Source organism: Mesorhizobium sp. B2-5-7 (assembly GCF_006440875.1).
GTDB classification, from domain to species: Bacteria; Pseudomonadota; Alphaproteobacteria; order Rhizobiales; family Rhizobiaceae; genus Mesorhizobium; species Mesorhizobium australicum.
Map to the genome: position 1 here is coordinate 64562 of NZ_VFUO01000005.1, position 24577 is coordinate 89138.

Genomic DNA, 24577 nt, shown 5'->3' on the forward strand with positions numbered 1-24577 from the left:
GTCCGGCGATGCGAAGGGCTGCGCCCATCGCTGGGGAGTTGTCGTGCGCTCGCGCGCGCAGTGCGCCATATTGGGAGGACATAAATGGCAAATCAGAAAGACCGGCAGCTCGAGGCATTCGAGCACTCGCTCATCACGGGGCGAATCGGCCGCCGCACGTTCGTAAGGGGAGCGCTTGCAACAGGCGTGCTTGCGATTTCTGGGGTTCAGGCGCTCGCCGATGAACTCGACGCGATCCGCGCCAACCAGGACAAGCGGCGTGCTTCGTTGGGGAAAAGCTATGATTACATCGTGGTCGGCACGGGCAGCAGCGGTTGCTCGCTTGTCGGCGCGCTAGCCAAGAACAGTTCCGCCAAGATTCTGGTGATCGAAGCAGGCGATTGGGATACTGCGCCGTCCGTGCAGGATCCTCGCGTCTGGTTTACGAATCTCGGCACCGAGCGCGACTGGGGCGATGCTGCCATTCCGAGCGCTGGCGTCAACAGCCGGTCGATCCCGGAACACACGGGCAGGGTCGTTGGCGGCGGCAGCAGCATCAACGCGACGATCTGGGCGCGTCCATTCAAGGCTGACCTCGACCATTGGGCCTCGGAGAGCGGCGACGACAAATGGAGCTATGACCATGGTCTCGAAATCTTTAAGAGGGTCGAGAACTGGCAGGGCACACCGAACGAGAAGTTCCGTGGCAAGGGCGGTCCTGTCTGGGTGCAGCCGGCCGCCGACCCGCTGCCGCTCGCATCGAGCGTGCTCGAGGGTTGCCGCGAGGTAAACCTGCCCGTGGTCGACGACCTGAACGGCGATCGCGAGATCACCGGCAACGGCTTCGGCTACATGAACCAGATCATCAAGGATGGCCGCCGCCAGAACATGGCCCGAGCATTCCTCTACCCGGTGCTCGGCCAGGAGAATGTGACGCTTCTCATCAATACCCAGGTCAACAGGATCGTGCTCGATGGTGACCGCGCGGTCGCGGTCGAATGCGTCCATCAGGGCCAGCCGCTGACTGTCGCCGCGGATCGCGAGATCATTTTGGCTGCGGGTGGCTTCAACACGCCGAAGCTGCTGATGCTGAGTGGCATCGGCGATGAGGCCGATCTGAAAGCCGTCGATCTGAAGACCCTGGTGAGTTCGCCGGAGGTCGGCAAGAACGTTCAGGACCACATCCTCCACGGCGGCTGCCTGTATGAAGCGCCGGCGGCGTTCGAATACAAGAACAGCGCCGCCAATATCTCCGGCTATTACAAGACGGACTCATCGCTGGAACTGCCCGATGTCAGCATCGTGCAGATCGAAATCCCCTATGCTAGTGAGGTCATCGCCAAGCAATATGCCCCACCGCCGACCAGCTGGGCGCTCTGCGCGGGTCTCGTGACACCGAAGAGCCGCGGAACGGTCAAACTCAAGTCCAGCAATTCCGACGATCGCCCTGTTGTGGATATGCAGTTCCTGAGCCACCCCGACGACGTCAAGACGTTGTCCAACAGCATCGACATCGCACGCTCGATCGCCAATTCCAGCGCCATGAAACCCTTCGTGGTCCGTGAAGTCGCGCCCGGCAAGAAGCTCGAAGGCGAAGCCCTCGCGACCTTCGTCAGAGACGGCGCCACGACGTATTTCCATTCATCCGGTGCCTGCCGCATGGGCAAGGACGACAAGGCGGTGGTGGACAGCCAACTGCGTGTAAACGGTGTCCGCAACCTGCGGATTGCCGACAGCACGATCATGCCGCGCATTGTCGCCGTACCGACGATGCCGGCCTGTGTGCTGATCGGCCAGCGCATGGCCGAAATCCTCGCGGCCTGATCGTCAACGATGCTGGCGCCTGTACCGTAGGCGCCAGCCGGAGATTCCACGGGTTCTCTCGAAAATTGTACGACAGGTTCAGGCATGCGGATAGAGCATCGCTGCCTTGGGAAGCCTATCAGTCAGGCGCTCGGAGCATCCCGCAACAAGGCCGGAATATCGGCAAGCCGTCCGCCGGCATCGAGCTCCAATGCGGTTCGCCAGAGCGCACGCGCTCGCAGCAGCGGCGTATCCGTAATGAGCATGGAGTTGCCCACTGCGTCGCGCACCTGCAACTGCCAACCATCATCGGTCAGGTCACGCCATTCGACGTTGAGGTGAACCTCGGAGTGCGCAAGGAGATTTCGCAATGCCTGGGCCGGCAGCGTGGCGGCGAGATCGATCTCGGCCGGGTCAACCGTCAGATGGAAGGGCAGGATGTCCAACGCCGTATTCGAGCGCGCCCAGCCGACGCTTTCGGCAAGCATGCGAGCCTGCAATCCGATCGAGGCAATGAGCCAGCGCCGGTTCTTCTCATCGATGCGGGACGAGCCACTAAGCGCCTCGTCGTCGAGATTGTTGACCAGCCGCGCGAAATAGGCCGTGCCGCGCCTGGCCAGGTCGAGTGACCTGGCGGGAGCACCCGGTGCATCATAGCGCGCGCCTGCGCCCTGGCGGGCACGCAGTTCCGCGCGTGCCTCCGCCTCGTTCACGGCCGCGCTCCCTCGACCAGCGTCCGCCCGAAATTCAGGCGCTCGACGATCGGCGCATCCGAGAAGCGGAACAGGTCGAATTGCGTTTCGGCCTGAAGCGACCACTGTACCCAGGATGGGATAACGAAAATGTCGCCGATGTCGAGTCCATGCTCGGTACCGTCGATCACCACGCCGCCGCGTCCCTCGAAAACCTGGAAGATCGTCGATCCGACTTCGCGGCGGGGCGCGGTTTGGGCGCCGGCGCGCAGGCGGTGGAACTCGCAACGGATCGTCGACATGACGTCACCGCCGGTGGTCGGATTGACGTAGCGTATCGCGGCATGGCCCTGTTCGACCGTTGCGGGCTGCCCCTCTTCCTCAAGCAGAAGCTGCTCGGTCAGTGCGCGGTCCGTGTGCTCCCAGCGATAGGCGCCGATGGGGGTATTGGCGGTATCCTGAAGCTTTGAAAGCGGGCGCAAACCGGGATGACACCAAAGGCGCTCGGAACGGGAAAAGCGCGGTGTTGCATAATCCGTCACGCGTTCGGCGCCGAATTCGAAGAAGCCGACATCGTTCTGGAATGAGAACGGGATGTCCAGGCCATCGATCCAGGCCATCGGATGATCGGTGTCGTTATGATGGCCATGGAAGTACCAGCCAGGCGTAAGAAGCAGATCGCCGCGGCTCATACGTACGGAATCGCCGTTGACCACGGTCCAGACGCCATCGCCCTCGACGACGAACCGGAAGGCGTTCTGCGAATGTCGATGTTCGGGTGCGGTCTCGCGCGGGCCAAGGTACTGGATCGCGCACCACAGGGTCGGGCTGATATAGGCGTGGCCGCCAAGGCCGGGATTGGCGAGGCCGAGCGCCCGCCGTTCGCCGCCACGCCCGACAGGAACGAGATCGCCCGAGCGCTGCGCCAGTGGCAAGAGGTTTGCCCATTTCCAGATATGGGGAACGGCCCGTGGCCTGGGATGCTTCGGCATCAGGTTGCCGATCTGCGTCCAGAGCGGCTTGATGTTTTCCCGCTCGAAGCCGGCATAAAGTTCGCGCAGTTCGGGCGTATCCTCAGGCTGCATGGAATGTGCCTTGGGCTTCGCTGCCGTGTCATCCATGAAAGTTCTCCTTCGTCGGGCTTGGCGGCCTATCTGGCATCCGGCTGAACCAACGGCGCGGCGTCTCTGAAAGCCGGAATCGCATCGAGCCGGGTGAAAATGCCGGCGATCGTGGGCCAGGCCTGGAGATCGATGTCGAAACGCTTGTTGTTCCAGACCTGTGCATAGAGGCAGATGTCGGCCAAGGTGGGCACCTCGCCGTGGCAAAAAATGCCGGTGGCCGCATCTTTCGACAAGGACGCCTCGAGCGCGTCGAAAGTCAACGTGACCCAACGCACGAACCAGGCCTTCTGGGCATCGTCGCCGGCGCCGAACGCGTCGCCCAGATATTGCAGTACACGCAGGTTGTTCAGCGGGTGCACCTCGCATGCGATCATGAAGGCAAGGGCACGGACCCTTGCCCGGGCATCTGGATCGGCGGGAAGCAGCGGCTTGTCGGGATATGTCTCGTCCAGCCATTCGATGATGGCAAGGGACTGGGTCATGAACGATCCGTCTTCGCGCTCCAGCACGGGAACAAGGCCGGCGGGGTTCATGGCGAGATAGTCGGCCGTACGGGTATCTCCACGCCTCAGCACATAGGGAATGTAGTCGTAGTCGAGACCCTTGAACTTCAGCGCCGCCCTGAGCCGGGTGGACGTCGAGGACCTGAAGAAATTGTGCAGCTTGAACATATCACGCCGCCTTGGGGCCGATCGTGAACATATCACGCCGCCTTGGAGCCGATCGTGGTGGAAATGCTGCCGAGACCATAGATCGCCACCACGCAGGTATCGCCCGGAGAAAGGGCGCCGACGCCGGCGGGCGTGCCCGTCATGATCAGGTCGCCTGGCTTGAGGGTGAAGGACTGCGACAGGATCGAGATGATCTCGGGAACCGACCAGATAAGCTCCTGGAGATCGGCGTCCTGCTTCGTCTCGCCATTGACGGTCAGCTTGATCGAGCCCGAGGACGGGTGACCGGCGGTCGCGACAGAATGGATCGGGCCGATGACGGCGGAATTGTCGAAGCCCTTGCCTTCATCCCAGGGCCGGCCCTTATCGCGGGCCTCGAGCTGGATGTCCCGGCGCGTCAGGTCGTTTCCGACCGCATAGCCCCATACGTGCTTGAGGGAATCTTCCACGTCGACATTGGTAGCCTCAACGCCGATCGCCACGACCAGCTCGGCCTCGTAATGGAAGTTGGATGTTCTCGGGGGATACGCCACGCTTACGCCGCTATCCACGGCGGCATCGGCCGGCTTGGCAAAGAAGAATGGCGCTTCCCGGTCTGGATCCTTTCCCATCTCTCTTGCATGCGCGGCATAATTCCTGCCGACGCAGAAAATCCTCCGCACCGGAAAGCGATCTTCTGAGCCCTGCACGGCAACGGACGGTTGGCGAGGAGGGGCAATAACGAATTTCACTGGATACTCCTTTAATCAGGCCGGGCGCGGGCGGGCATCGCGGCGTGGCCCCACATTCTGGTTTTCAGGCGGCCGAAGCATCCTGAAGCAGCGCTTGACGGTCGATCTTTCCCGTTCCTGTCTTGGGAATTTCCCGCACATACTCGATGATGCGGGGATATTTGTGCGGTTGCAGCCGGGCCTTGACGAAGTCGGCAAGCTCCCGGGAGCGTGTATCACCGGCAGCCAGCCCGGAACGGAGCTGGACGACTGCACGAAGTGTCATGCGCTGATCGGGAAGCTTATGCGCCATGACGGCGCACTCCTGCACATCCGGATGCTCGCTCAGGCACCGTTCCACCTCCAGTGGCCAGACCCATTGACCGGAGACCTTGATGAGATCATCGGCACGTCCCTGGAAGTAGTAGTAGCCGTCGGTCTCGATGAAGCGGTCGCCGGTATAGATCCAGTCCCCCCGCATCGTTTCACGGGTCTTGTCCGGCCTGTTCCAGTAGCAGGGCGTCGATGAATGGCCGCGCACGAACATCAGGCCCTCTTCGCCGGGCTGGGCCGGTTGGCCGTCCGGCGTTTCGAGCCGGATTTCGTAACCCGGCACCCGGCAGCCTGCCGAACCGATGCGATGATCGTCCTTCTTGTTGGAAAGATAGATATGCAGCATTTCGGTGGAGCCGAGCCCTTCCGTCGGCCCATGACCGGTCAGCTGTTTCCATGAAGTGTAGACTTCCTGAGACAGGATCTCGGCCGCGGACATAGACAGGCGAAGCGAGGACAGGTCGCGCTTCTCGACCTCCTTGCTGTGGACAAGTGCCGTGTAGAGTGTGGGGAGGCCGAAAATGACCGTGGGCCGGTATTTCTCAACTGCGTCGAGGACAGCTTCCGGCCGGGGCTGGCCCGCTAGCAGCAGGCTCGTCGCGCCCACCGCGAACGGAAACAGCAGCGAGTTGCCGAAGCCATAGGCAAAATAGGCCTTGGGCACGGAGAACCCGATGTCATCGACCTGCAGATCGAGCACGCGGGCGCCGAAGGTCTGCTGGCTATAGGCCATGTCATGATGAAGATGCACGATGCCCTTCGGACGTCCCGTCGAACCGGACGAATACATCCAGAACGCCATGTCGTCAGGCGTCGTCGGCGTGCATTCCAGTGTTTCCGAATGCCCCGCGAGAAAGGCGTCGGACCTTATCAGCCCAGGACCGTCGCATTCGCCGTTGACGATGACCGTCTGCTTCAGCAGCGAGCCCTCGACAGCCTGATCCGCGAACATTGTGGCGAAGGCCGCTTCGCAAACCGCGATCGTCGCCGATGTGTCCTTCAGGAAGAAGTTCAGGACATCCGGACGGGTCTGGATGTTGAGAAGCACGGGAACGAAGCCCGCACGCACGGCGCCGAAGAATGCCTCGGGGAAGGATGGTGTGTCGTCGAGGAAGAACGGTATTCTGTCGCCCTGCGCCAGGCCGGCCGCCTTGAATGCGTTGCCCCATCGTGCCGCTTCCGCGATGAGCTCCCGATAGGTCCGCGACCCCGCCGGTCCGATGACCGCGAGTTTTTCCGGATTGCGTTCGAGATTGTCCCAGAGGAACGAGGAGCAATTCGGATGGTCTGCCTTGCGGAAACCGATCTCCTCGGCACCCGACGTTCCGTCGCCGACGGGATCGATGATCGCGGCCGGCGTCGCCGCCTTTTCGCGCTCGTAACGCGCCACGAATTCCGGCGCGAGTCGCCGCATCCGATCCAAATCCATGCGGCCCGAACGCGACATGTAATCGAATGCGAAGTCGAGCGGCGGAAGCTCCATCTTCGATGCGAAATCTTCGTACCAGCGCGCGGATGTGTTGGCTGCATTGACGATTTTCTTGGCGATCGGCGGCCGCTCGGCCTGATAGGCGGCGAGAGCCTCATCGACATCGTCAATGGTCGACAGCTTGTCGACGAGAGCGATCGCGTCCTCCAGCGCCAGCCGGGTCCCCGATCCGATCGAGAAATGCGCGGTATGTGCAGCATCCCCCAGGAGGACGTGCCGGCCCGCGACCCACTTTTCGCACCATAGTTTCGGGAACTGGCGCCACATGGACTTATTGGTAACGAGTTGAGCGCCTTCCAGCACTTCCGAGAACAGACGCTCGCACATCTGTGCGCTCTCCTGCTCGCTCTTGGAAGCGAAACCATACCGCTGGAACGTTGCATCGTCACATTCCACGATGAACGTGCTTCTGTTCTTCTCGAACCGATAATGGTGGGCATTCAAGGCGCCGAGCTCAGCGTCTATGAAGGTCTGCGTGAGCGTTTCGAACGGCCGGTTCGTGCCGAACCACGCGAAGTGGTTGGTGAAGTGCTCGAGATTGGTCCCGAACTCGGTTTCGGAGCTTCGACGGATGAGGGAGTTCAGTCCATCTGCGCCGACGATCAACTCAGCATCGAGCTCGTCAAGGGTCATGACCTGATGCGAGAAACGGAGTTCGACGCCCATGGATTGCGCCTGTCGCCGCAGGATTTCGATAATCTCCAATCGCCCGATTGCCGAGAACCCTACTCCATCCAGGGTCACGTTGCCCTTCGGCAGATTGAGCGTCATGTTCTTCCAACGCTCCATATGTGGCGTGATCAGATCATATATCGCAGGATCGGAAGCCTTGAGGAAATCCAGAGCCTGGTCGGAGAAAACGACGCCGAAGCCAAAGGTCGCGCCCGAGGGATTTTGTTCGGTCACGCGCAACTTCACGTGCGGCATGAACCGGCGCATTAGGATGGCCGTGTAGAGACCCGCGGGACCTGCCCCAAGAATTTCGACGTTAGCAAGCCGTGCCATCTCTCCTCCTCTAAGATCGCTCGACAATCATTGCCGGCCAGATTAGTCTCATTTCCAGAATGTGCAATGAGTTTTTAATCGTGGAAAAATTGGACATGGAGCATCTGACCCGGGTCGAGGTGACATTCGGCGATTGCGATCCCGCTGGCATCGTATTTTATCCCAATATTTTCAGATGGTTGGACAAAACCTTCCATGATTGGCTGAAGACTGCGGGGGGGCATGCCGCCATCTGTGAACAACTGGATGCGATAGGTCTTGGCCTATTCGACACCAAGACCCAATTTCACAGGCCGCTGACTGATGGCGATATCCTCGAAGTGACGCTGGCCTTAAAAATATGGAACCGCAAGGCCATCGTCCTGGCCTATGAGGGAAAGGTCGACGGACAGTTGAGGTTCGCCGCACAGGAGACCAGGGGGCTTTTCAAGCGCAGCAGCGATGCTATGTTCGCGGCCGAAGTCGCACCATTCAGGGAGGTTATGGAAGCAGTTGGCCAAGGATGAGGGAGCCGCGAGGCAAAGCGCTGGAATTCAGTCCCTCGATGCAGCGCTGCGCGTTCTCAACACGGTCGTGGCCTTTCGTGAGCCTGTAACTCTTTCTGAGTTGGCTCGCACGTGCCGAATGCCGGTTAGCAAGGTGCATCGCTACTTGTCTTCCTTCATGAAGGTTGGGCTGGTCGCGCAAACTGGGAGGTCCGGAAAATATCTGCTTGGGCCCGGCGCACTTCAGCTTGGTCTGGCTGCCATTGGCCGGCATGATTTCGTCAACTTCGCGGCAGACGGTGTCGCCGAACTTTGCGCCGAAACGGGCATGACGGCGCTTCTTTCCGTGTGGGGCAACGGTGGTGCAACCGTTGTTCGCTGGGAGCGCGCAGAGTCCCCCACCGTTACGTCGATGGGACTCGGCACTACGCTGCCATTGTTGAATTCGGCCACGGGAAGAGCCTTTCTCGCCTGGGCTCCACCGGCGGCCATAAAGGCATCTTGTGACGCGGAACTGCGCCGCATCAAGAAGAACCCCTCTATAGCGCCCGATCTCGAACCCACCGTCAATGGGATCGAAAAGTTGAACAGGCTTACAAGGGAAAGGGGCTACGCCTTCGTTGAGGGTAAATTTATTCCGGGTCTGGTCGCCATTGCCGCGCCTATCTTAGACTGGCAGCATGAAGCCCAAGCAGTTATCACCCTGATCGGGACAGATACGGAAGCGATCAAGCCGGGCTCCTCGGAAGTTATAAGCCTCGTGGCATTCTGCGCGGAGAAATCCGTCGTGCCGCCGTCAATCTGAAATGATAGGTACGACAATCTTCGCGCGCGATGCAGGCACTGTTATTGGTCAATCAATTGATCTTTCACACTTAGCGACAATCAAGTAATCCGATAGTTACAATGCGGTGGAGAGCCGGCACTTGCGACTTTCAGCAGTTTGGCGGACTATTCCATGCCGCGAAGCTACTTTCGGACTTTAAGGAAATAGCGTGTTGTGACGATAGCCCAGAATCAGTGAGGCCTCGGCGATCAGCCAATCGACGAAGTATAAAACTTCCTCGTGCCCGCGTTTCGTTTCCGGGCAAATGCAATAGTAATTGTGAATGGCAGGAACCGACATAGGAGGGGTTACCAACCGCCCCTCGTCAAGATCTCGCGCGGAGATGATCTCATCGCTGAGGGCGACACCGAAACCGTCTCGAGCTGCCTGAAGAACGATTCCGAAGTCGTCGAAATAGACGTCGGTCAGGCCGACATGGCCGCCTCCAACCGCTCCCTGATAGCGCCGCCACTGCGAACCATCATCTTCATGCAGCAACCGGTGATAAGCTAGGTCGCTTGGCTGCCGAATAGCGGTCGGACCGCGCAGAAGTTGCGGGCTGCATACAGGGGTCATGTGGATTCCGTGAAGAAGCCGCCACCAAAATCCCGGCCATGGCGGGATGCCATATACAACCGCGACATCGGTTTTCTTCCAGTCCACGCCCTGAAACTGGCCGGACGTCGTCACGGTAAGCCTGAAGCGTGGGTTGTCGGCCATGAAGTTGAACAAGCGGCGTTAAGCTATTGAATTTCTAGTTCCATAAGATGATTAAGCGACTTTCATCAGTAAAAGATAATACTTCTTAACATTTCAACGTATTTATAGCACCTTATTCCGCCTTGCCGATTGTAATCTACAGCATTACTATCAGCTTCCCTCAGATCGACAGATCGATGTTAAACGGCCCCCATCTCACCCTCAGATTAAAACTTGGTGGGCGACTATGGACTCTTCTTAACCGCCCGCGTCCCAAGTGGGACCCTATCGGCCTTCGCTCGCTCGCCTCCCCTCTCGGTGCACTCACTTGTGTGGCATGCAATAGACCCCCTTGGATTCCATCAGAACCGCGCCCCCCTTCAACTCGCTCAGTGCGCCGACCCACGCTTGCGAATAAGTGCGTCTGGCATCCACGGCCGTCAGCCAAAGAACGCGATTGTCGGACAGTTCAACTTTAACTTCCTGCTGCAAAGGGCTCCCCTGCACGGTCTGTTGATAGTGGCGTTTGATCCTGACATTGCCGGCCGGAAACTCGGCTTCGTTGCTGCCGTAGTTCAGCACAAATCCAGTGCGGTCCTCAGCCGCCGAGCAACTGCCATCACGCTCGCACACGATTTTGGTAGCTGTGTTGCAGTCCCATTTTAGTGAAGCGGGCCACATAGGATTGTCCACGTTTGATCGCGGCTTGTCGCTCTGACCAGCCGCTGTCAACACAGCGCCTGTGTTCAAAATCACAGTGGACAGGAGAAGCACCTTGAACACTACAAACCTCGCTGAATTGTGACCCCCATAGCGACCCGTCCTGAGTGATCGCCTTGCCTATGGCATGTTGAGGTTAAACCAGCTTTTCTGGCGTATGCCGTTCGCATCGTCATACTCGATGAACCAGGGTTTTTCTCGCATCGGTCGATAGATGGTGAAGTAGGTGGGACCATTTCCAGCGGAATGCCCACTATCGTTGCCCGTGCTCTGGATTTCTGCCGTCACCAACTTACCGTTGATTTCGATTTGGACCGGACGTGATCCGTCTCCATGATGCCCGCCGAGGGCGTTGTTTTTGAAATCAACGGGCCGGGAGAGCCTATCGGCAGCGATGCGGCAGATATTTCGTTCTTGACCTAAGCCCGGCCGATCGGATTCGGAGCTGCCAACTGCTTGCCAGCCAGACGGACAATCCTCATACTTCTCGAATCTCGCCGCGCTGGAGTTGGCTTGCGGACAGGTCGGCCAATTAAAACCCGGGGCTTCCATCGCTGCGATCAACTTGTAAATTGGAGGGTGGCACGAGGGGGTGCCTTGCCAGTCGCCGGAAAGACATAGGAGGACCTGACATCCCCATTCCGACGCTTTTGATTGGGATGGAAGAGCCGCTGTGCCCGCCAGCGCGACGGCACTCGCCAGAAGGAATTTGAGTATGGTCATAGCCTTTTCCTCGCTGCGGATTTGACAGTTTACTATGGATGATCCGCGCGAAAAAGGACAGATCGAAAAGGCAGGTTTGTGCGAGTACACCGATTTATGAAACGAGACGACGCGGGCGCGGTCAACAACCCGTTGCGCGCCAACATAGCCCTGGCGCTTGAGCGGGAGAGAGCCAAACGTGTCCTTTCCCATATGCACATGGCCGAGCTGTTTCGGACCGCCGAGGGCGAAAAACTGGCCTATCGAACCTACATCCAGACCGTGCGTCAGAAAAATAATGTCACATTAACGACGCTGCAGATCATGGCAAACGGCTTGCAAGTTTCTTTTGCAGGGCTGCTCGCCGGCGGCAAGAAAGTTCCGGAATGGGCGCATCGGTTAGACGACAATGCGATCCGCAAGAGGCTGGCACACATCATCGATTTTGAGCGACAACGACGTACTTTGCACCGCTATGAAATGGCCGAGCTCATCGGCGTGGCGGAGGCGACATACATGAAATTGGAACGCGCGAGCGGCAATATCAGCGTCGACACGATTGCCGCGATCGCCAAAGCGTTGAGGCTTGATCCAGCGACCTTCCTCTTTTCTGATAAAATTCCGCCAACAACTGATCCACCCGTTATTAATCCAGCCGGGCGCGCAGGTAGTCCTCTCAGTGAGACATGAGACACCTGCACAACCAATATCCGTCCCTGAGGCAACGACGGTAATGATCTAATCTTTGTTCTCGCGAACGGGTTCAGTTGACAAATGGAAACTGACCCTCGTCAGATGCAAAAGCAGTGTTGGTTCGGATCGGGCCACTCTACCCACGAGCTTCTTTTCGCCCGCGCCTGAGGAGCGACTGCCATGAAGTGGCGGCAGTCGAGTGCACTGGAATCCTGATTCCTACGGTTGTGCCGGCACCGGGTGCGCTGTTGATAATAAGTCTTCCTTTCAGCGTCGAGACCATCTGGGAACATGCGGTCAGTCCAAGGCCAGTATGATTTCCAGCCCGCGTTGAAAAGAATGGGGTCGTCGCTTTTGCAACGATTTCAGGTGGCATGCCTGTGCCTTTATCCGTCACTTCTAGCATGAGATAACTGCACGGGAGGAATGGGTGCCGCTTGAGTGTCGCGGAGATGAGAACTCGTTCGTTTTTGACGCTGAATAACGCGGCCAGAGCGTTTTCTATCAGCTCGTTGACCACCAACCGGAACGGCGCCGCCGGTACAGGGTGCAGGCGCGCTTTGGGATCGACCAAGACTTGCACCAAACTGCCGCGATCGCGCGTGATATCCTCGAGCAGTCGGCCGAGCGCCATGGTGCTTGAATCTTGTGGTGCATAGGCGATCTGAAGCACACCGTTGGTGATCGATTCCAGTTCGGCAGCAGCACTGCGCGCAGCCTCAAGCATTTCGCCGCTCGGCTGCTTGTCTGGTTGTGCGTGCTCAAGAAACAGCCTCAAGGCGCCACTCGAAATCGGTCAGGTCATATCGGCTCATGTCGAGCTTGAATCAGAATCCAGTGCAATATGAAAGACGTCAGTTGGAAAACGACGCATTGCAGACGTTGCGACAATTCAGTGGCAGCCGCTAACTCTTCCGCAATCGGCATCATGTAGAGGCGGGGAATGATACGACGCCCCTTGTCTTCGTTCGTTTTGGTCACTTGCCTCGTGATGGTTAGCAACAATTTGGCATCGTGCTCGCCCTCGCCAAAACATGTCTCGGATGCTGATATCGATTTTCTCGCCTCCGATGCTCATGTCGTTGTCGGCGACGTGCCTCTCGTCTTGCCCTTTATTGCGCTCACCGGTTATGTCGCCGCGAAACCGTCATTCTCGCTAAACAGACAGCAAGATCGCCATGCGGCGACAGATCGCTTGGAGGCGTTTCGCAAGGCTGCCACCAACCCCCAAGGCGCGGCGAAGATGGATCAGCTTGAGATTGAGGTATATGCGTATGGATGGAATGACCTCGACCCGCAGCCGTTCAAAAGGATCTGTGCTCGGCTTAGCCGGCAATGGTCCAAGTCCGTTTGCGATGACCCATGGGCGGCGCTTAAGCAGGCGATGCCGGAAAATCGCTTTTATGTCGTCGACGACAGGAAATTTGATGCGTTCGACAACCATTTCACCGTTGGCGGCGAACGCGTCTCCGACCAACTTCATTCGATGCAACTGAGGGTTAACGAAGCTTCTGTCGTTTGTGATCGGAACCTCAAGTCTTCCAAAACCAATTTTTGCACGGCAGCAATACCAATCAAACAGCATCTTGCTGCAGTATGGACGGTTTGGGATAGCACTGGTGAGAGCCATTCTCGGCAAGCTGAGCGCGAAGGCAAAGCCATCACGGCATTTGTGCGCCACGCTATTGGACCGTCCGAGGACTTCCCGGCTCTTTTCGCAGAGGCATGCCGACTGAGGAACCCCAAGAGCAGTATCGGGCCGGGTGGCAGCCTTTGCGGTGGTCCTATTTCAAAATAGCGCTAACTCCGCTTCAACCCCATCTCGGTCAATCCCATTTATGAGTTCACGGCCTAGCACTCTGGCGCGCTCGCGCGGCACGGGCGTTATGCCGTCGGGAAGCCTGATTGGTTCGTCGTTCATCTGCGGAAAGATGCCATGAGACCGCTTGACGGGCAAGGAATTTGTTCCTTTTCTGTTCTCATGGCGCAAGATCCGATCGACATGCTGGGGAAGGCGACTCGGCACAATATGCTTGTGAAGGTGGAATGCAGTTGCGGCAACGTCCGCTACTGCAGATCGGCCGATCTCATAATGGTCTATGGCGGCGGCGTTGATCCTTGAAGCTGAAATTCGACTGCAACCGGTGCAGCCATCGGTCAAGATCACGCTCCTCGAGGTCCACCCAAACACCTTCCCAAGAAGCTGATGATCCACAAGCCGATGAAGATGGACGGCAAGATCACCTGGTACACCGAAAGGTTTCGGGGATGAGCGGCCTTTCTCGGCGGCCCGAAGATGCCTGCCGCGTATCTCTACAACTAGCGATTTGGTTTCGCTTCCCCTTCGGGCTACCTCTGGTCGTTTGTCTGGCCCACCTGCCGGGCCAATTCCGAGAAGGGCGGCACCCCGGTCTCGTCCTGCGAAAGATTGGCGAGCTGCAGCAGCCTCAACGGGAAACAGATCGCATCCCTGTTGGCCGGCGACATGTCCTCGTAGACCCGCTCTTCCCCTATAACTGAAGCTTCAGCCTTGCGTAGCGCATCGTCGATTGCATCGATCGACAATATCCCATTGTGGACGAGCGCGTTGTTGATGGCCGCTACTGCCATCATCAGCCCCTCTAGTTGCAGGTTTGCGACGTTCATCGTTGCTCCGTTTGACGATGTAATCAACTCGATGCGCGTCAGGAGGTTCCTGCATGCGAACACTTGGCGCCAGGTGCTCCGGCAGAAGTGTCCGGAGCTGCCCGCTTCACATTGGCTCACCTCAGGGGCTCGCATCGATACGTGGCACGAGCAGCCGACGATGGAGAGGCAAAGCCTGAAGTCGTCAAAGGGCGCGAACGCTAGCAGCTCAGGTGGACGCATTGGCGACGCTGCCGGCCCTTGCCGGCCGCCAAAGTAAGGCCCTGAAGCTACACGCGTTGGCACGGTCCATCCATGACCAGGATCGCCAGTTGCCGCACTCGGTTTGAGCAACCAAAGCACGGCGCGCTGGGGCCTGGAAGCCCGCGCCCCTCGGCAGAAGAGCGCGGGCCGACCAAGTTTGCCCTTGGCCAGCAATGCGAAGGGATGCGCGACGTTGACCCTCGGATGAGAAGCCGCGATCGCCGACAACATCTCCAGCATCACCCTAGCTCCCATCAAAAGGAGGGACATGTCCCTGTGGAGAGGCGGCGTCCTGCGGCGCGCTGATCCGAGATCCAGCGCGACAAGCCGCTAGGTCAGCGCGCACGCCGGTAATGCATGGCGACCGCGCCGCTACGGAGCGGCTTGGCCGAGATCAGTTCGAGTCGTCGTGTGCTGGGCAGCCCGCCCTGGTAGAGGGTCGGTCCGTGGCCGGCGATCCTCGGGTGGACAAGGAATTTGTACTCGTCGATCAGGTCCAGTCGGCCCAACTCGGCCGCTAACTTGCCGCTGCCGAGGAGCACACCAGCAGGGGTTGCGTCCTTGAGCCCCTGGACCACCGTGCAAAGGTCGCCAGCGATACGGTGGCTGTTCGTCCAGGGGAAAGCCTCTCGCTTCGAGGACACTACGTACTTCGGCTTGGCCTCCAACTTAACCGCCCATTCCCATATCGCCGACGGCGCCTCCACCTCGCCGCGGGCGACCGCGGGCCAGTAGCTTTCCATCATTTCGTAGGTGACGCGACCCCACAGCATCGCCCCGGCCTCGTCCAGAAGGCGTGTGAAGAAGGCATGGGTCTCATCATCGGCTATACCCTCCTGATGGTCGACGCAGCCATCCAAGGTAACGTTTATGCTGAAGGTCAATACTCCCATGCAGCGACCCTAGCCAATACCATGCAGAACACCTACGCCCATTGCTTACGGCTCATGTTGAATTCGTCAAATGAGGTCGAAAGCCGTCGCTGAAATCGGAGCCCTTTAACGGCCGCATTTGATCCTCGACATCCGATAGCGGACCGGAGACCGCCCGTTGTAGCCATCCAATAAAGATGCTTGCGGGAAGAAACTGTCGCGTTCACTAGGCAGCGAGGCAGCGGGGCAGCAAGGTAGGCATCTTGTGAAGCAACGAGGCTGTGACAGTAGATTTTGAGAGACCGGACTGTAAGTGGCGGTGCTGTCACAGAGCTTAGCCAGCCCGTCGAGCCTCGATCACGCCAAAATTGATTGCGGAATTCACACTCTTGTCGCACTCTCCGAGCTTCGTAGCCTTTTGGAGGAAGGCTATGTTGTACCCCGGTCATGTTGTCATGGACGACGAGCTCGCCATGCTGACCCGCGTCTACAAGGCCATCTGCCTAGAGCGTGGGATTCCGTTTGACAGCCCGCGCCGGGAGAAAGTCGCGGCCCACATTTTCATGCTCTTCATGAACGGGTTCACCGACGAGGATGAACTGCTGTTCACCATGCGGAATCGCGGTCCGCTTGTGCCGCCTTACCAGACAGCCGACCTGGCGCAGGTTCGTTAGACAGCAATCAGCTTGCCGAGCATCTTGCGCTCTTCCACGTTGTGGCCGACAGCCAGACGCACAATTCGCGTCAAGGCCGCAAAGAGAAATATTAAAAACAACAGGCTATCTATCGGATCGCTCCCAGCCATTGACTTGCGCCCGCACCTCGGAACGATCGTCTCCATTGCGAAGGGCTGACGCCGAACCGATCTAGGAACTGCGTACGGAAAGTCACGGCACTACCGAACCCCGCGTCGAGTGCAATTTGCTCAAGGGAGCGGTTACTCGCCTCCAGATGATGCTGTGCCAGTGTTAGGCGCTGGTCACTCAGCCAAGAAATGAAGCTTGTTCCCATCGTCTCATGGAAATTTCTAGTGAAACTACGGCGGCTCATACCCAATCTACCGGCCACTGCACGCCGCGGTAAGGTGATTGCTATCATATCTCGATCTGAACCGCACCGGGTGGATCGGAGGCTCTAACTCCTGAAGGTGGAGCCATGACAAGCAAGACGACCAACAAGTTCTCTCCCGAGGTCCGAGCCCGTGCGGTGCGGCTGGTCCTGGATCACGGAGGCGAGGATGCCTCGCAGTGGGCGGCGGTGTCATCGATCGCCGCCACAATCGGCTGCACGGCGCAGACGCTGCATGAGTGGGTGAAGAAGGCCGAGCGCGACAGTGGCGTGCGAGCCGGTGTGCCACGGATGTGGCGACGAAACTCAAAGCTTTGGAGCGCGAGAACCGCGAGCTTCGCTAGGCCAACGAGATCCTTCGCAAGGCTTCCGCGTATTTGCCCAGGCGGAGCTCGACCGCCGGTTCAAGCCAATGATCGCGTTCATCGACGATCACCGCGAGGCGCATGGTCGAGCTGATCTGCAAGGTGCTGCCGATCGCCTCGTCGACCTACCACGACAATGTCGCCAAGCGCATCGATCCCTCCCGGTTCGGCTCGGGCGAAGCGGGACGAAGCTTTGAAGGATGAGGTCCGACGCGTGTTCGAGGCTAACGTCCGCGTCTACGGCCTTTGCAAGGTCTGGCGGCAGTGCAGCGCGAAGGCTTCGATGTCGCCCGCTGCACGGTTGCCCGCCTGATGAAAGCCATGGGCCTCGAAGGCATCATCCACGGCAGGCCGATCCGCACCACGGTGAGCGACAAGGCGGAACCTTGCCCTCTCGATCACGTCAATCGCCAGTTCCATGCCCCGGCGCCGAACATGCTGTGGGGCTCCGACTTCACCTACGTCGCGACTTGGACCGGCTTCGTCAATGTTGCCTTTGTCATTGACACTTATGCCCGTCGGGTCGTTGGCTGGCGGGCGAGCCGGACGGCGCATGCGAGCTTCGTCCTGGACGCTCTGGAACAGGCTCTCCACGATCGGCGGCCAATCAATTGCGGTGGGCTCGTGCACCATAGCGATAGAGGCAGCCAATACGTCAGCTTCGATACACCGAGCGTTGGCGGAGGCCGGCGTTGAGCCCCTCTGTGGGTAGCGTCGGCGACAGCTACGACAATGCTCTCGTCGAAACGATCAACGGTCTCTACAAGGCCGAGGTCATTCACCGACGCGGACCCCTGGCGCTCATTCGAGGCGGTTGAGTTCGCGACGCTCGAATGGGTCGACTGGTTCAACAATCGCCGGCTGCTGGAGCCCATCAGCAACATCCCGCCGGCCGAAGCCGAGGAGCGCTACTAGCCAGGGGGAGCTGTCGTTCTGGAAGAGCGGCGACCTCATGGCGACTGAAAAGTCTGCAATCTCGAAAGCGGTTCCGTGAGCGGCCGCCTCTCGGCGGGAAAGATGACCGCCGCCTACTGAAACTCTCGGTGTTGCGAGGCGACAGATTGCGGACGTTTGGACCTTGCATCTGTTAAGGGCTTGTCGGAGTTCGCAGTGTTCAACCTTGGCCGAGTTAGAAAGGGGGTGATCCCAGATCGCTCAACTTTTGCGACGGCAAGTCTGCAAGCGTCAACGTTTACCCGCTGTCACAGCCGAAACCTCTTCCTTGATGACGGTCACAGAGCTCACCGGCTAATTGAAAATGTCTATCGTTACCACCCGCCCAATGCCGAATGGTGGCGGGCTTTTTATTGACACTCGTCCCGCAACTCGAACTGCTCGGTAGGGCAAGCTGGCGTACTGGATACTCGCCAGCTCCGGTAGTCTGTCACTTCAAGGAAATGATCAACTCATCTGGGAAGCGTCAGTGGGCGCCCTGTAGCTTGCTCGGCGGCTCTGAAAGAGGTGCTGGCCTCTATGTGATACTCGGCAAGCATTCGCCCCGACATCTCGCTGCTCGGGGACGAGGGCAAATCCTTCCAGGCGATCATGAAGGAGGGGGTTTTCTATAAGAACGAACTTTCCCACTAAGGGCGTTCGACAAGATGGAGGCTGTGGCGAGGGCGACGGGTCCTCGCGGTTTATGCCGGAGGCCGCGAGCGCCGCGCTGACGGCGGCTTCGTTATCGTACATGGCTGCCATATCGATAAGGCGGAAGCCGAGGGGGCAAGCCCGCTTTCGACCAACGAACGGGCGGCGTCGCCCGGCATCCGGAATGTACCGAGCCCCAAACGGGGAATACGACGCCTCGAGTTAATCCGACTCCATGATCGTTCCTTTGAATTGCGTGGGACGCGGCGGCAGACCCTCCCTGCTCAGCTGTTCGCGAACAGTTGCAAATGGAGGCGCTGAGAACATGCCTCGCAACGCCAGACTAGAATTTTACAATTAAATCGATCTTTGTCCCTTGATCAGCCACAGCCTCGCCAAACTGCCTGGAATAGGAAAGTCCGAGGGTGGCATTACGGGCGAGCCACAGGTCAAGACCAACTTCCAGCAGCGCTGCATCTTTGAGTATCTGCACGCCGGCAACGCCGAAGGGATCGCCACCAGCGAAGGCCACGGTCGACAGCGGCGTGATATCGCGAAAGGCGTGACGCCAGCCGAGCATGCCGCGCGCGGTGGCGTCAAGTGTGCCGAGCGCCAGGCCGGTCGTGCCGCGCAGGCCGAGCGTGGTGAAGGTGGCATCGGTGGTCGAGCCTGTGCTGGTCAGGGCCGCCGGACCACCCCTTTCGGTGAAGCCATAGCTATGTACTCTGACATAAGCGAGGTTGGCGAACGGCTCGAACTTGACGCCGCTTCCGGCATCGATCTTGTTCGAGTTCGCCAAAGACCTGCGCGGTGCCGGCATCGTAGTCGGCCGACAGGCCATCGGCAAAACCGGTGAAGGCAACGGAACGATGCGCCGAAAGACTGTTCCAGCTATAGGCGGCACCGCTGCGGATGGCGAGGGCACCCCAGTTGGTGCCGCCGTACAGGCCGAGATGATAGCTGTCGGCCTTGGCGGAAGAATTGCGATCGGCGGCATCGAGGGAGGAATGGCTGTAGCCACCGAGCAAACCGAGACGCCAGCCGCCCACCAGCGTGTCGGCGCCCGCCAGCACGCCGCCGCTTGAGCGATCGAGTGCGGCGGCGTTGCCGTCGGAATCCGCATTCCCCCACGCACCGAAGGTCTGGCCCCAGACGGCGAACCGGTCAGTGTCAGCGGCGGCCATTTCGGGACCACCTTCGCCATAGGCCATCACCGACAGCTCGGTTGCGTCGGGGTCACCGAAAGCGGCACGAATGCGGCTGGTCGCGGCATCGCGCAGGAAGCGGCTGTCCTCGACCAGCATGCCCTTGACCGATGAATGGATTTCGCCCGAAAGCTGGTCGAAGGCTGCCTGGGCCTGGGTATCGGTGGCGAGATCGGCGAGGGCGGTGAACAGCGGACCGGATTGCGGCATGCTGTCCAGCCCTTCGCCGGTGGCGATCTGATTGGGCGTCCGGCCCGCATCGCCGAAATCGCGCACCTTGGTCACGTCGAGATAGGCGTTGTTGATGTCATAACTGTCCGTCACCGACACGAATGCTGTGTTGGTGACCCCGGTAACGGAAGCGAACTCCGTTCCGCCAAGCCCGCTATCGGCGGTCAGCACCTTGAACTGACCAATGGCGAGGCCGTTTGTGCTGACCGCCAGCGTGGCCCCGCTCAGATCGGCGCTGCCGGTCACGCTGGCGAACGACGACGTGACAGGATCAACGAACACCTGGTAAGTGCCGTCGTTACAGCTGAGATTGCCGGCAACCGTGAGGGAGCTTCCCGGCCCGCCGGACCCTGGCGCCAACACACCACCGTCAACGATGGTGTCGCCGACCGCTCCCTTCCCCTTCAGTGTGCCGCCCGGCTTAATTGTGATCAGAGACGATGATGCGAGCGAGCCATTTACGACGAGTGTGCCGCCATCCACATTGGTCGCCCCCGTGAAGCCCGAACTGTCGGCGGTCAGGAAGGTCGTCCCGCTGTCATGGTTCAGAGTGTGAGTACCGGTACCGGTGCTGGCGAGGGCCGCGGAGAATTCGTAGGCCGTGCCAGTATGGTTGAAGACCAGGGTGCCGATGCCGTCGCCAAAATTCAGCTGCGCGGCATCCAGAGTTCCCGGCGCGGCGGCCGTAATGGTCGCCGCTGCACCGATCACAAGCGTGCCGGTGCTGGTAGCCTGGTCGCCTATCGAGACAGCGCCCGCGCCGCTGGTGCCGACGCAATCGTGCCGTCATCGGCGATAGCCAGTGCGCCGGTGCCGCCATCACCGACATGGAGCTCGACAGAATTCTCCCACAGCGCGCCAGCCCCGGAGACCGTTCCCGCACCATTGCCGGTACTGCTGTTGCCGATATAGCCATACTTGTTCGTGACGGTACCGCCCGCCCCGACATTGAGCGCGCCCGTTCCTGAAACGCCAACGATGAGGATATTGGAATTCTGCCACAGCGCGCCTGTTCCCGCGACCGTCACGGTGCCATTGCCGGTGATGGCCTGAGCAATATTGCCAAACGTACTCTTGACCGTGCCGCCCGCCCCGATATTGAGGGCGCCGTTGCCGGAATAGCCGACACGAAGGCCCAGGGAGTTGTCCCACAGCGCGCCTGCCCCCTCGATCGTCGCGGTGCCATTGCCGGCGCTGCTGGTGCCGATATAGCCGTCCGTGCTCTTGACCACGCCGCCGGCCCCGACACCAAGCACGCCGGCGCCGTTATTGCCAACGTTGAGAGCGAGAGAATTTTCCCATAACGCGCCTGTCCCGGCAACTGTTACCGTGCCATTGCCGGTCGAGCCCCAGCCGAGGTAGCCAGAAGTATTCTTGACGGTCCCACCCGCTCCGACATTGAGCCAGCCGGTGCCAGAATTGCCGATACTGAGTTCCTGCGAACTCTGCCAAAGCGCGCCAGCCCCTAAGACCGTCACGATACCATGGCCGGCGGTGCCCCAGCCGCTATAGCCATAGGTGTTCTTGACCGTGCCTTCGGCGTCCACATTGAGCGCACCGGTGCCGGAAATACCCACACTGAGTTCTTGGGAATTTTCCCACAGGGCGCCAGCCCCCGATACCGCTACGGTGCCGTTGCGGTGCTGCTGGTGCCGATATTGCCATACCCGTTCGTGACCGTGCCGCCAGCCACGACGGTGAGAGCCCCGACGCCTTGGGTGCCGACGAAAAGATCACCGGCGACGTGCAAGTCGGGTGGAACCGTCCGCGTCGTGCCGTCGATGATCATCTGGGCGATGGTGGGTGTTGGTGCGAGAGCCGCCCATGGTGCGGCCAACGTCAGCGCCAGAAGGAGGTTGCGATGGTGACGATTTCGGTCGCTGAAATTCATGTCCCGCCCTTGCCCAAATCCCGACAGCCGGCCTTCGGCACGATGCCGAGGTGGCCGTCGGTGCGTCCGATGCAATGGCTGATTGAATGCGGCCAACTTTCATAGTCGTCATATGACGAGGGTTGGTGCGTTTGTGGCGCGGCTACTGCCTTGCTGGAACCAATGGTTGCCGCCGGGATATACATTCATTTGCGCTAATCTTCAGCGACGCAGGATTGGGCAGCATCGCTGGATTCAGCAAAGGATTCTCGCCGGCTGCTCCGGGCGCGGTACATCGTGGATCTGTCAAAACGCTCCAATATCGACGCGCGGTTTCGGCTCGGTGAAGGCACGACCGCGTCGACCTACGCCACTCGCTATGGCTGGACCTTTTTCGGCTGGACGGCGATCGACGGCCCATCCGGTGGCGGGCCGCCAGCGGCTGGCTTCGACTGATCGGCAACAGGCGTCTCCGGTGCCTGCGGGCCGCCCGATGTGAGGTTGACCGATACGCCGTAGATTTTCCACTGCCTGTTCACAGCCTCGAATAGAAGCTCAAAATTGACCTGCAGCGGCACCGACGGAAAGAAGCCCGCCATGTGCAGCATGCCGCTTGGCTCAATCTGGGGCAGGAGCGTCAGTTGTGGCTCCAGCACAGCAATCGCACTGAAGTCGAGCCCCTGCTTGCGCTGGCTCGCAAAGATGTCGCCGAGCCCTGCCGCGCTGTTGGCCTGGAAGTTCGGCGAGCCAAGATCGCGCAGCACGGTATAATTGCCGGTCTTGTTGGCCTGGTCGAGTGCCAGCAAGGCACTCCGTGCCAAGATCAGCACGCCATTACGATCGATGTTGGCGGGATGAGCCGTCTTCTGTCCGACCCTCTTCTCTTTGGCCTGGGCATGAGCCGCGGACGGCGGCCCGACGATCGTCACCAGCGCCAGAATAGCACCGGCAACGATCGCCCCCCGCCGAAGACAGCCTTCCCGCACGCCGGTCCGCCGTGTGCCTGCGGTTACCGCTGTCCTTGCCCAGATCAATTAAGCGTCCATGAGGCGCCGAGGCTGACCCCGACATCGCCATGGTTGGTGGTTGCCGAAATAGCGCCGTTGAGGCGGAAATCCAGGCTGGGATTGTAGCCGAGTCCCAACGCGAGGCCCGATTGTCCCTTGAAATTGCCGAACCCGCCGGCGAGCGAAAGCTTGCCGGGACGATCATCGTAACGCAACCCCGCCGCGGCGAGGGCCAGCGCCGTGCCGGCACGCGCTTCAGTGCGGTTCTCGCTGATCTGCTCGCCGAGATCCTGGAAGCCGGATTCCAACGCACCGATGCGGCCGTCGAGTGCGGCGATGTTGGTGGTGTTGCTCGTCACTCTGGTATCGAGGTCGATGATCTGAGTGGTGTGCTCATTCAGCGTGTTGGTGTTACTGGTGATCCGGGTTTCTTGATCGGCGAGTTCGGTCGTGTTGGCCGCGATCTGCGTCGTGTTGTTGGTGATGCGTCTCTCGTGGTTGGCCAATTCGGTGGTGTTGGCCGTGATCTGCGTCGTATGATTGTTGACATTGGTGCTCAGGTTGGTGATGTCGGCGCTGTTCTGTGCGACCTGTGCTGGCAGGTTCTCAAGAGTCGCCAGATCGAAGGTGGAGGTGGCCATATTCCCGGCGTCATCGGAGGTCACCAGATAGGTTGTCCCGGATTGCGCGTCTTTGCTAGCCTGACGGTTGATGCCGGACATTGTATATGTCTGATTACCGTTGCCGATCCTGATCTGGTTGTCGCGATCCGTGACAACGCCGTTACCGATTGCGATTGATGCTTGGAAGTTTGCTTGCGCTCCATTGCCAAGTGCGACAGCGCTGCTTCCCCCCGCCTTGGACTGGTAACCCAGCGAGATTGCGGCATAGCCGTCTGCACCAGCCTGATTTCCCACCGCGATTGAGCCGTCCCCGGACGCCTGAGTTCCCGGCTGCAGCGCTTCAGGGAGGCTACCACCTATAGCGACCGAGCCTTCCCCCAGCGCTTTAGATCTGGATCCGATCGCGACATTGGCATACTTGCCAGACAAACCGGCTTGGGCATTGTATCCGACGGCAGTTCCTTCATGTCCCGCCTGGCTGGAACCGCCGATGCCAGTGCTCGCTCCTCCCGCCGCGTTCGAGGAGGATCCACAGGCGAAATCGCCTTGGTCATCTCCATCGCACCCGTCTTCGTCGCCTATTACCGCCTGGGCAAACGCCGGGCCTAAGGTCGCCAACGCCGACACCAGTACCGCGGCAACTACGTAGACGCCTCGAACTCTCCAATAGCTCATGTGCCGCTCCAAACCATCGTCTGCCTGCCCCCAGTTCCTGGTGTCCCCCGCCACGATTTTGGTCGGCCAGGACACGTGGGGCGAAATTGAAGGTCAGATGAGTGTTCGGACAGTCGGCAAATGACGACTGTCCGGCCATTTGTGATGCAGCTGGTGCCTTGTTGAGCGAGGCTGTTGCCGTCAGGTTACACATGCATTTTTGCTAATGATCGACGAAGCTGGCTTTATTCCAGCTCGTGCACGTTTCGATCTCG

Annotated in this window: 25 protein-coding genes, 1 pseudogene and 1 other annotated feature; of the genes and pseudogenes, 7 read left to right on the forward strand and 19 right to left on the reverse strand. The window is 59.7% G+C overall.

What is annotated here, in order from left to right; genetic code table 11:
• The first annotated feature begins 84 nt into the window (after positions 1–84).
• Entirely contained in the window at positions 85–1803 is a 1719-nt protein-coding gene (locus FJ543_RS21440) for a GMC family oxidoreductase (protein ID WP_140876939.1), read from the forward strand.
• A gap of 122 nt (positions 1804–1925) precedes the next feature.
• On the opposite strand, the gene FJ543_RS21445 is transcribed toward FJ543_RS21440, so the two are convergent.
• From FJ543_RS21445 to FJ543_RS21465, 5 genes are all read right to left on the reverse strand, one after another.
• Positions 1926–2495, reverse strand: a complete 570-nt coding sequence (locus tag FJ543_RS21445; protein ID WP_140876941.1) for a maleylpyruvate isomerase N-terminal domain-containing protein — start codon at positions 2493–2495, stop codon at positions 1926–1928.
• On the reverse strand, positions 2492–3595 hold the full coding sequence (locus tag FJ543_RS21450; RefSeq protein ID WP_140876943.1) for a cupin domain-containing protein: 1104 nt from the start codon (positions 3593–3595) through the stop codon (positions 2492–2494). The genes FJ543_RS21445 and FJ543_RS21450 overlap by 4 nt, the downstream gene beginning before the upstream one ends.
• A gap of 29 nt (positions 3596–3624) precedes the next feature.
• Entirely contained in the window at positions 3625–4269 is a 645-nt protein-coding gene (gene maiA, locus FJ543_RS21455; protein ID WP_140876945.1) for a maleylacetoacetate isomerase, read from the reverse strand.
• Positions 4270–4301: 32 nt separating this feature from the next.
• Positions 4302–5000: a fumarylacetoacetate hydrolase family protein gene (locus tag FJ543_RS21460; RefSeq protein ID WP_140876947.1), complete on the reverse strand. Its 699-nt coding sequence runs from the start codon at positions 4998–5000 to the stop codon at positions 4302–4304.
• Positions 5001–5064: 64 nt separating this feature from the next.
• On the reverse strand, positions 5065–7806 hold the full coding sequence (locus tag FJ543_RS21465; RefSeq protein WP_140876949.1) for a benzoate-CoA ligase family protein: 2742 nt from the start codon (positions 7804–7806) through the stop codon (positions 5065–5067).
• Between the two features lie 95 nt (positions 7807–7901).
• On the opposite strand from FJ543_RS21465, the gene FJ543_RS21470 reads away from it, so the two are divergent.
• The gene (locus tag FJ543_RS21470; RefSeq protein ID WP_181174035.1) at positions 7902–8312 is read left to right on the forward strand and encodes an acyl-CoA thioesterase; all 411 of its coding nucleotides are present in this window, start codon (positions 7902–7904) and stop codon (positions 8310–8312) included.
• Positions 8299–9096, forward strand: a complete 798-nt coding sequence (locus FJ543_RS21475; RefSeq protein WP_224682079.1) for an IclR family transcriptional regulator — start codon at positions 8299–8301, stop codon at positions 9094–9096. The genes FJ543_RS21470 and FJ543_RS21475 overlap by 14 nt, the downstream gene beginning before the upstream one ends.
• 177 nt (positions 9097–9273) lie before the next feature.
• On the opposite strand, the gene FJ543_RS21480 is transcribed toward FJ543_RS21475, so the two are convergent.
• The 3 genes from FJ543_RS21480 to FJ543_RS21490 all read right to left on the reverse strand — a co-directional run bounded on the left by FJ543_RS21480 (position 9274) and on the right by FJ543_RS21490 (position 11259).
• On the reverse strand, positions 9274–9837 hold the full coding sequence (locus FJ543_RS21480) for a LysR substrate-binding domain-containing protein (protein ID WP_140876955.1): 564 nt from the start codon (positions 9835–9837) through the stop codon (positions 9274–9276).
• 303 nt (positions 9838–10140) lie between these two features.
• Complete coding sequence (locus FJ543_RS21485; RefSeq protein WP_140876957.1) at positions 10141–10599, reverse strand: hypothetical protein; 459 nt, start codon at positions 10597–10599, stop codon at positions 10141–10143.
• A gap of 57 nt (positions 10600–10656) precedes the next feature.
• Positions 10657–11259 carry a hypothetical protein gene (locus FJ543_RS21490; RefSeq protein ID WP_140876959.1) on the reverse strand — a complete coding sequence of 201 codons (603 nt, stop codon included), beginning with the start codon at positions 11257–11259 and terminating at the stop codon, positions 10657–10659.
• A gap of 96 nt (positions 11260–11355) precedes the next feature.
• Between FJ543_RS21490 and FJ543_RS21495 the strand changes: the two genes are divergently transcribed.
• Positions 11356–11928, forward strand: coding sequence for a helix-turn-helix transcriptional regulator (locus tag FJ543_RS21495; protein WP_140876961.1), 573 nt, complete (start codon positions 11356–11358; stop codon positions 11926–11928).
• Positions 11929–12067: 139 nt separating this feature from the next.
• Here FJ543_RS21495 and FJ543_RS21500 read toward each other — a convergent pair whose 3' ends face one another.
• Positions 12068–12709, reverse strand: a complete 642-nt coding sequence (locus FJ543_RS21500) for an ATP-binding protein (RefSeq protein ID WP_140876963.1) — start codon at positions 12707–12709, stop codon at positions 12068–12070.
• 165 nt (positions 12710–12874) lie between these two features.
• Here FJ543_RS21500 and FJ543_RS21505 point away from each other — a divergent pair, with 165 nt between their 5' ends.
• Positions 12875–13729, forward strand: coding sequence for a hypothetical protein (locus FJ543_RS21505; protein WP_140876965.1), 855 nt, complete (start codon positions 12875–12877; stop codon positions 13727–13729).
• Here FJ543_RS21505 and FJ543_RS31520 read toward each other — a convergent pair.
• From FJ543_RS31520 to FJ543_RS21520, 3 genes are all read right to left on the reverse strand, one after another.
• A complete protein-coding gene (locus FJ543_RS31520) occupies positions 13721–14092 on the reverse strand; it encodes a hypothetical protein (protein ID WP_181174036.1) in 372 nt (123 codons plus the stop codon). The genes FJ543_RS21505 and FJ543_RS31520 overlap by 9 nt on opposite strands.
• A 188-nt stretch (positions 14093–14280) precedes the next feature.
• Entirely contained in the window at positions 14281–14577 is a 297-nt protein-coding gene (locus tag FJ543_RS21515; protein WP_140876967.1) for a hypothetical protein, read from the reverse strand.
• 578 nt (positions 14578–15155) lie between these two features.
• Complete coding sequence (locus FJ543_RS21520) at positions 15156–15713, reverse strand: dihydrofolate reductase family protein (protein ID WP_140876969.1); 558 nt, start codon at positions 15711–15713, stop codon at positions 15156–15158.
• Positions 15714–16147: 434 nt separating this feature from the next.
• Here FJ543_RS21520 and FJ543_RS21525 point away from each other — a divergent pair, with 434 nt between their 5' ends.
• Entirely contained in the window at positions 16148–16366 is a 219-nt protein-coding gene (locus FJ543_RS21525; protein ID WP_140876971.1) for a hypothetical protein, read from the forward strand.
• Here FJ543_RS21525 and FJ543_RS32215 read toward each other — a convergent pair.
• A complete protein-coding gene (locus tag FJ543_RS32215) occupies positions 16363–16497 on the reverse strand; it encodes a hypothetical protein (RefSeq protein ID WP_281405330.1) in 135 nt (44 codons plus the stop codon). The genes FJ543_RS21525 and FJ543_RS32215 overlap by 4 nt on opposite strands.
• Positions 16498–16847: 350 nt before the next feature.
• Here FJ543_RS32215 and FJ543_RS21535 point away from each other — a divergent pair.
• A pseudogene (locus FJ543_RS21535) lies at positions 16848–18040 on the forward strand (IS3 family transposase).
• Positions 17131–17245: a sequence feature (AL1L pseudoknot), on the forward strand. Its footprint overlaps the pseudogene before it by 115 nt.
• A 1015-nt stretch (positions 18041–19055) precedes the next feature.
• Here the strand turns inward: FJ543_RS21535 and FJ543_RS21545 are convergent.
• The 6 genes from FJ543_RS21545 to FJ543_RS21570 all read right to left on the reverse strand — a co-directional run bounded on the left by FJ543_RS21545 (position 19056) and on the right by FJ543_RS21570 (position 24323).
• Positions 19056–19511, reverse strand: a complete 456-nt coding sequence (locus FJ543_RS21545; RefSeq protein WP_181174038.1) for an autotransporter domain-containing protein — start codon at positions 19509–19511, stop codon at positions 19056–19058.
• Positions 19429–20859: an autotransporter outer membrane beta-barrel domain-containing protein gene (locus FJ543_RS21550; protein ID WP_140876977.1), complete on the reverse strand. Its 1431-nt coding sequence runs from the start codon at positions 20857–20859 to the stop codon at positions 19429–19431. The genes FJ543_RS21545 and FJ543_RS21550 overlap by 83 nt, the downstream gene beginning before the upstream one ends.
• Positions 20860–20888: 29 nt before the next feature.
• Complete coding sequence (locus FJ543_RS21555; protein WP_140876979.1) at positions 20889–21725, reverse strand: hypothetical protein; 837 nt, start codon at positions 21723–21725, stop codon at positions 20889–20891.
• 47 nt (positions 21726–21772) lie between these two features.
• The gene (locus tag FJ543_RS21560) at positions 21773–22039 is read right to left on the reverse strand and encodes a hypothetical protein (protein ID WP_140876980.1); all 267 of its coding nucleotides are present in this window, start codon (positions 22037–22039) and stop codon (positions 21773–21775) included.
• A 356-nt stretch (positions 22040–22395) separates the two neighbouring features.
• On the reverse strand, positions 22396–23004 hold the full coding sequence (locus tag FJ543_RS21565; RefSeq protein ID WP_224682077.1) for a hypothetical protein: 609 nt from the start codon (positions 23002–23004) through the stop codon (positions 22396–22398).
• Positions 23005–23048: 44 nt separating this feature from the next.
• Complete coding sequence (locus tag FJ543_RS21570) at positions 23049–24323, reverse strand: YadA-like family protein (protein WP_140876982.1); 1275 nt, start codon at positions 24321–24323, stop codon at positions 23049–23051.
• Positions 24324–24577: the final 254 nt, after the last annotated feature.

Excerpts from the sequence above, each read along its gene's own strand:
- FJ543_RS21515 (WP_140876967.1), bottom strand. The coding sequence starts at position 14,577 with ATGAACGTCGCAAACCTGCAACTAGAGGGGCTGATGATGGCAGTAGCG.
- FJ543_RS21560 (WP_140876980.1), bottom strand. The coding sequence starts at position 22,039 with ATGAATTTCAGCGACCGAAATCGTCACCATCGCAACCTCCTTCTGGCG.
- FJ543_RS21450 (WP_140876943.1), bottom strand. The coding sequence starts at position 3,595 with ATGGATGACACGGCAGCGAAGCCCAAGGCACATTCCATGCAGCCTGAG.
- FJ543_RS32215 (WP_281405330.1), bottom strand. The coding sequence starts at position 16,497 with ATGGCTGGGAGCGATCCGATAGATAGCCTGTTGTTTTTAATATTTCTC.
- FJ543_RS21490 (WP_140876959.1), bottom strand. The coding sequence starts at position 11,259 with ATGACCATACTCAAATTCCTTCTGGCGAGTGCCGTCGCGCTGGCGGGC.
- FJ543_RS21470 (WP_181174035.1), top strand. The coding sequence starts at position 7,902 with ATGGAGCATCTGACCCGGGTCGAGGTGACATTCGGCGATTGCGATCCC.
- FJ543_RS21465 (WP_140876949.1), bottom strand. The coding sequence starts at position 7,806 with ATGGCACGGCTTGCTAACGTCGAAATTCTTGGGGCAGGTCCCGCGGGT.
- FJ543_RS21570 (WP_140876982.1), bottom strand. The coding sequence starts at position 24,323 with ATGAGCTATTGGAGAGTTCGAGGCGTCTACGTAGTTGCCGCGGTACTG.
- FJ543_RS21480 (WP_140876955.1), bottom strand. The coding sequence starts at position 9,837 with ATGGCCGACAACCCACGCTTCAGGCTTACCGTGACGACGTCCGGCCAG.
- FJ543_RS21525 (WP_140876971.1), top strand. The coding sequence starts at position 16,148 with ATGGACGACGAGCTCGCCATGCTGACCCGCGTCTACAAGGCCATCTGC.
- FJ543_RS21505 (WP_140876965.1), top strand. The coding sequence starts at position 12,875 with ATGATACGACGCCCCTTGTCTTCGTTCGTTTTGGTCACTTGCCTCGTG.
- FJ543_RS21440 (WP_140876939.1), top strand. The coding sequence starts at position 85 with ATGGCAAATCAGAAAGACCGGCAGCTCGAGGCATTCGAGCACTCGCTC.
- FJ543_RS21520 (WP_140876969.1), bottom strand. The coding sequence starts at position 15,713 with ATGGGAGTATTGACCTTCAGCATAAACGTTACCTTGGATGGCTGCGTC.
- maiA (WP_140876945.1), bottom strand. The coding sequence starts at position 4,269 with ATGTTCAAGCTGCACAATTTCTTCAGGTCCTCGACGTCCACCCGGCTC.
- FJ543_RS21495 (WP_140876961.1), top strand. The coding sequence starts at position 11,356 with ATGAAACGAGACGACGCGGGCGCGGTCAACAACCCGTTGCGCGCCAAC.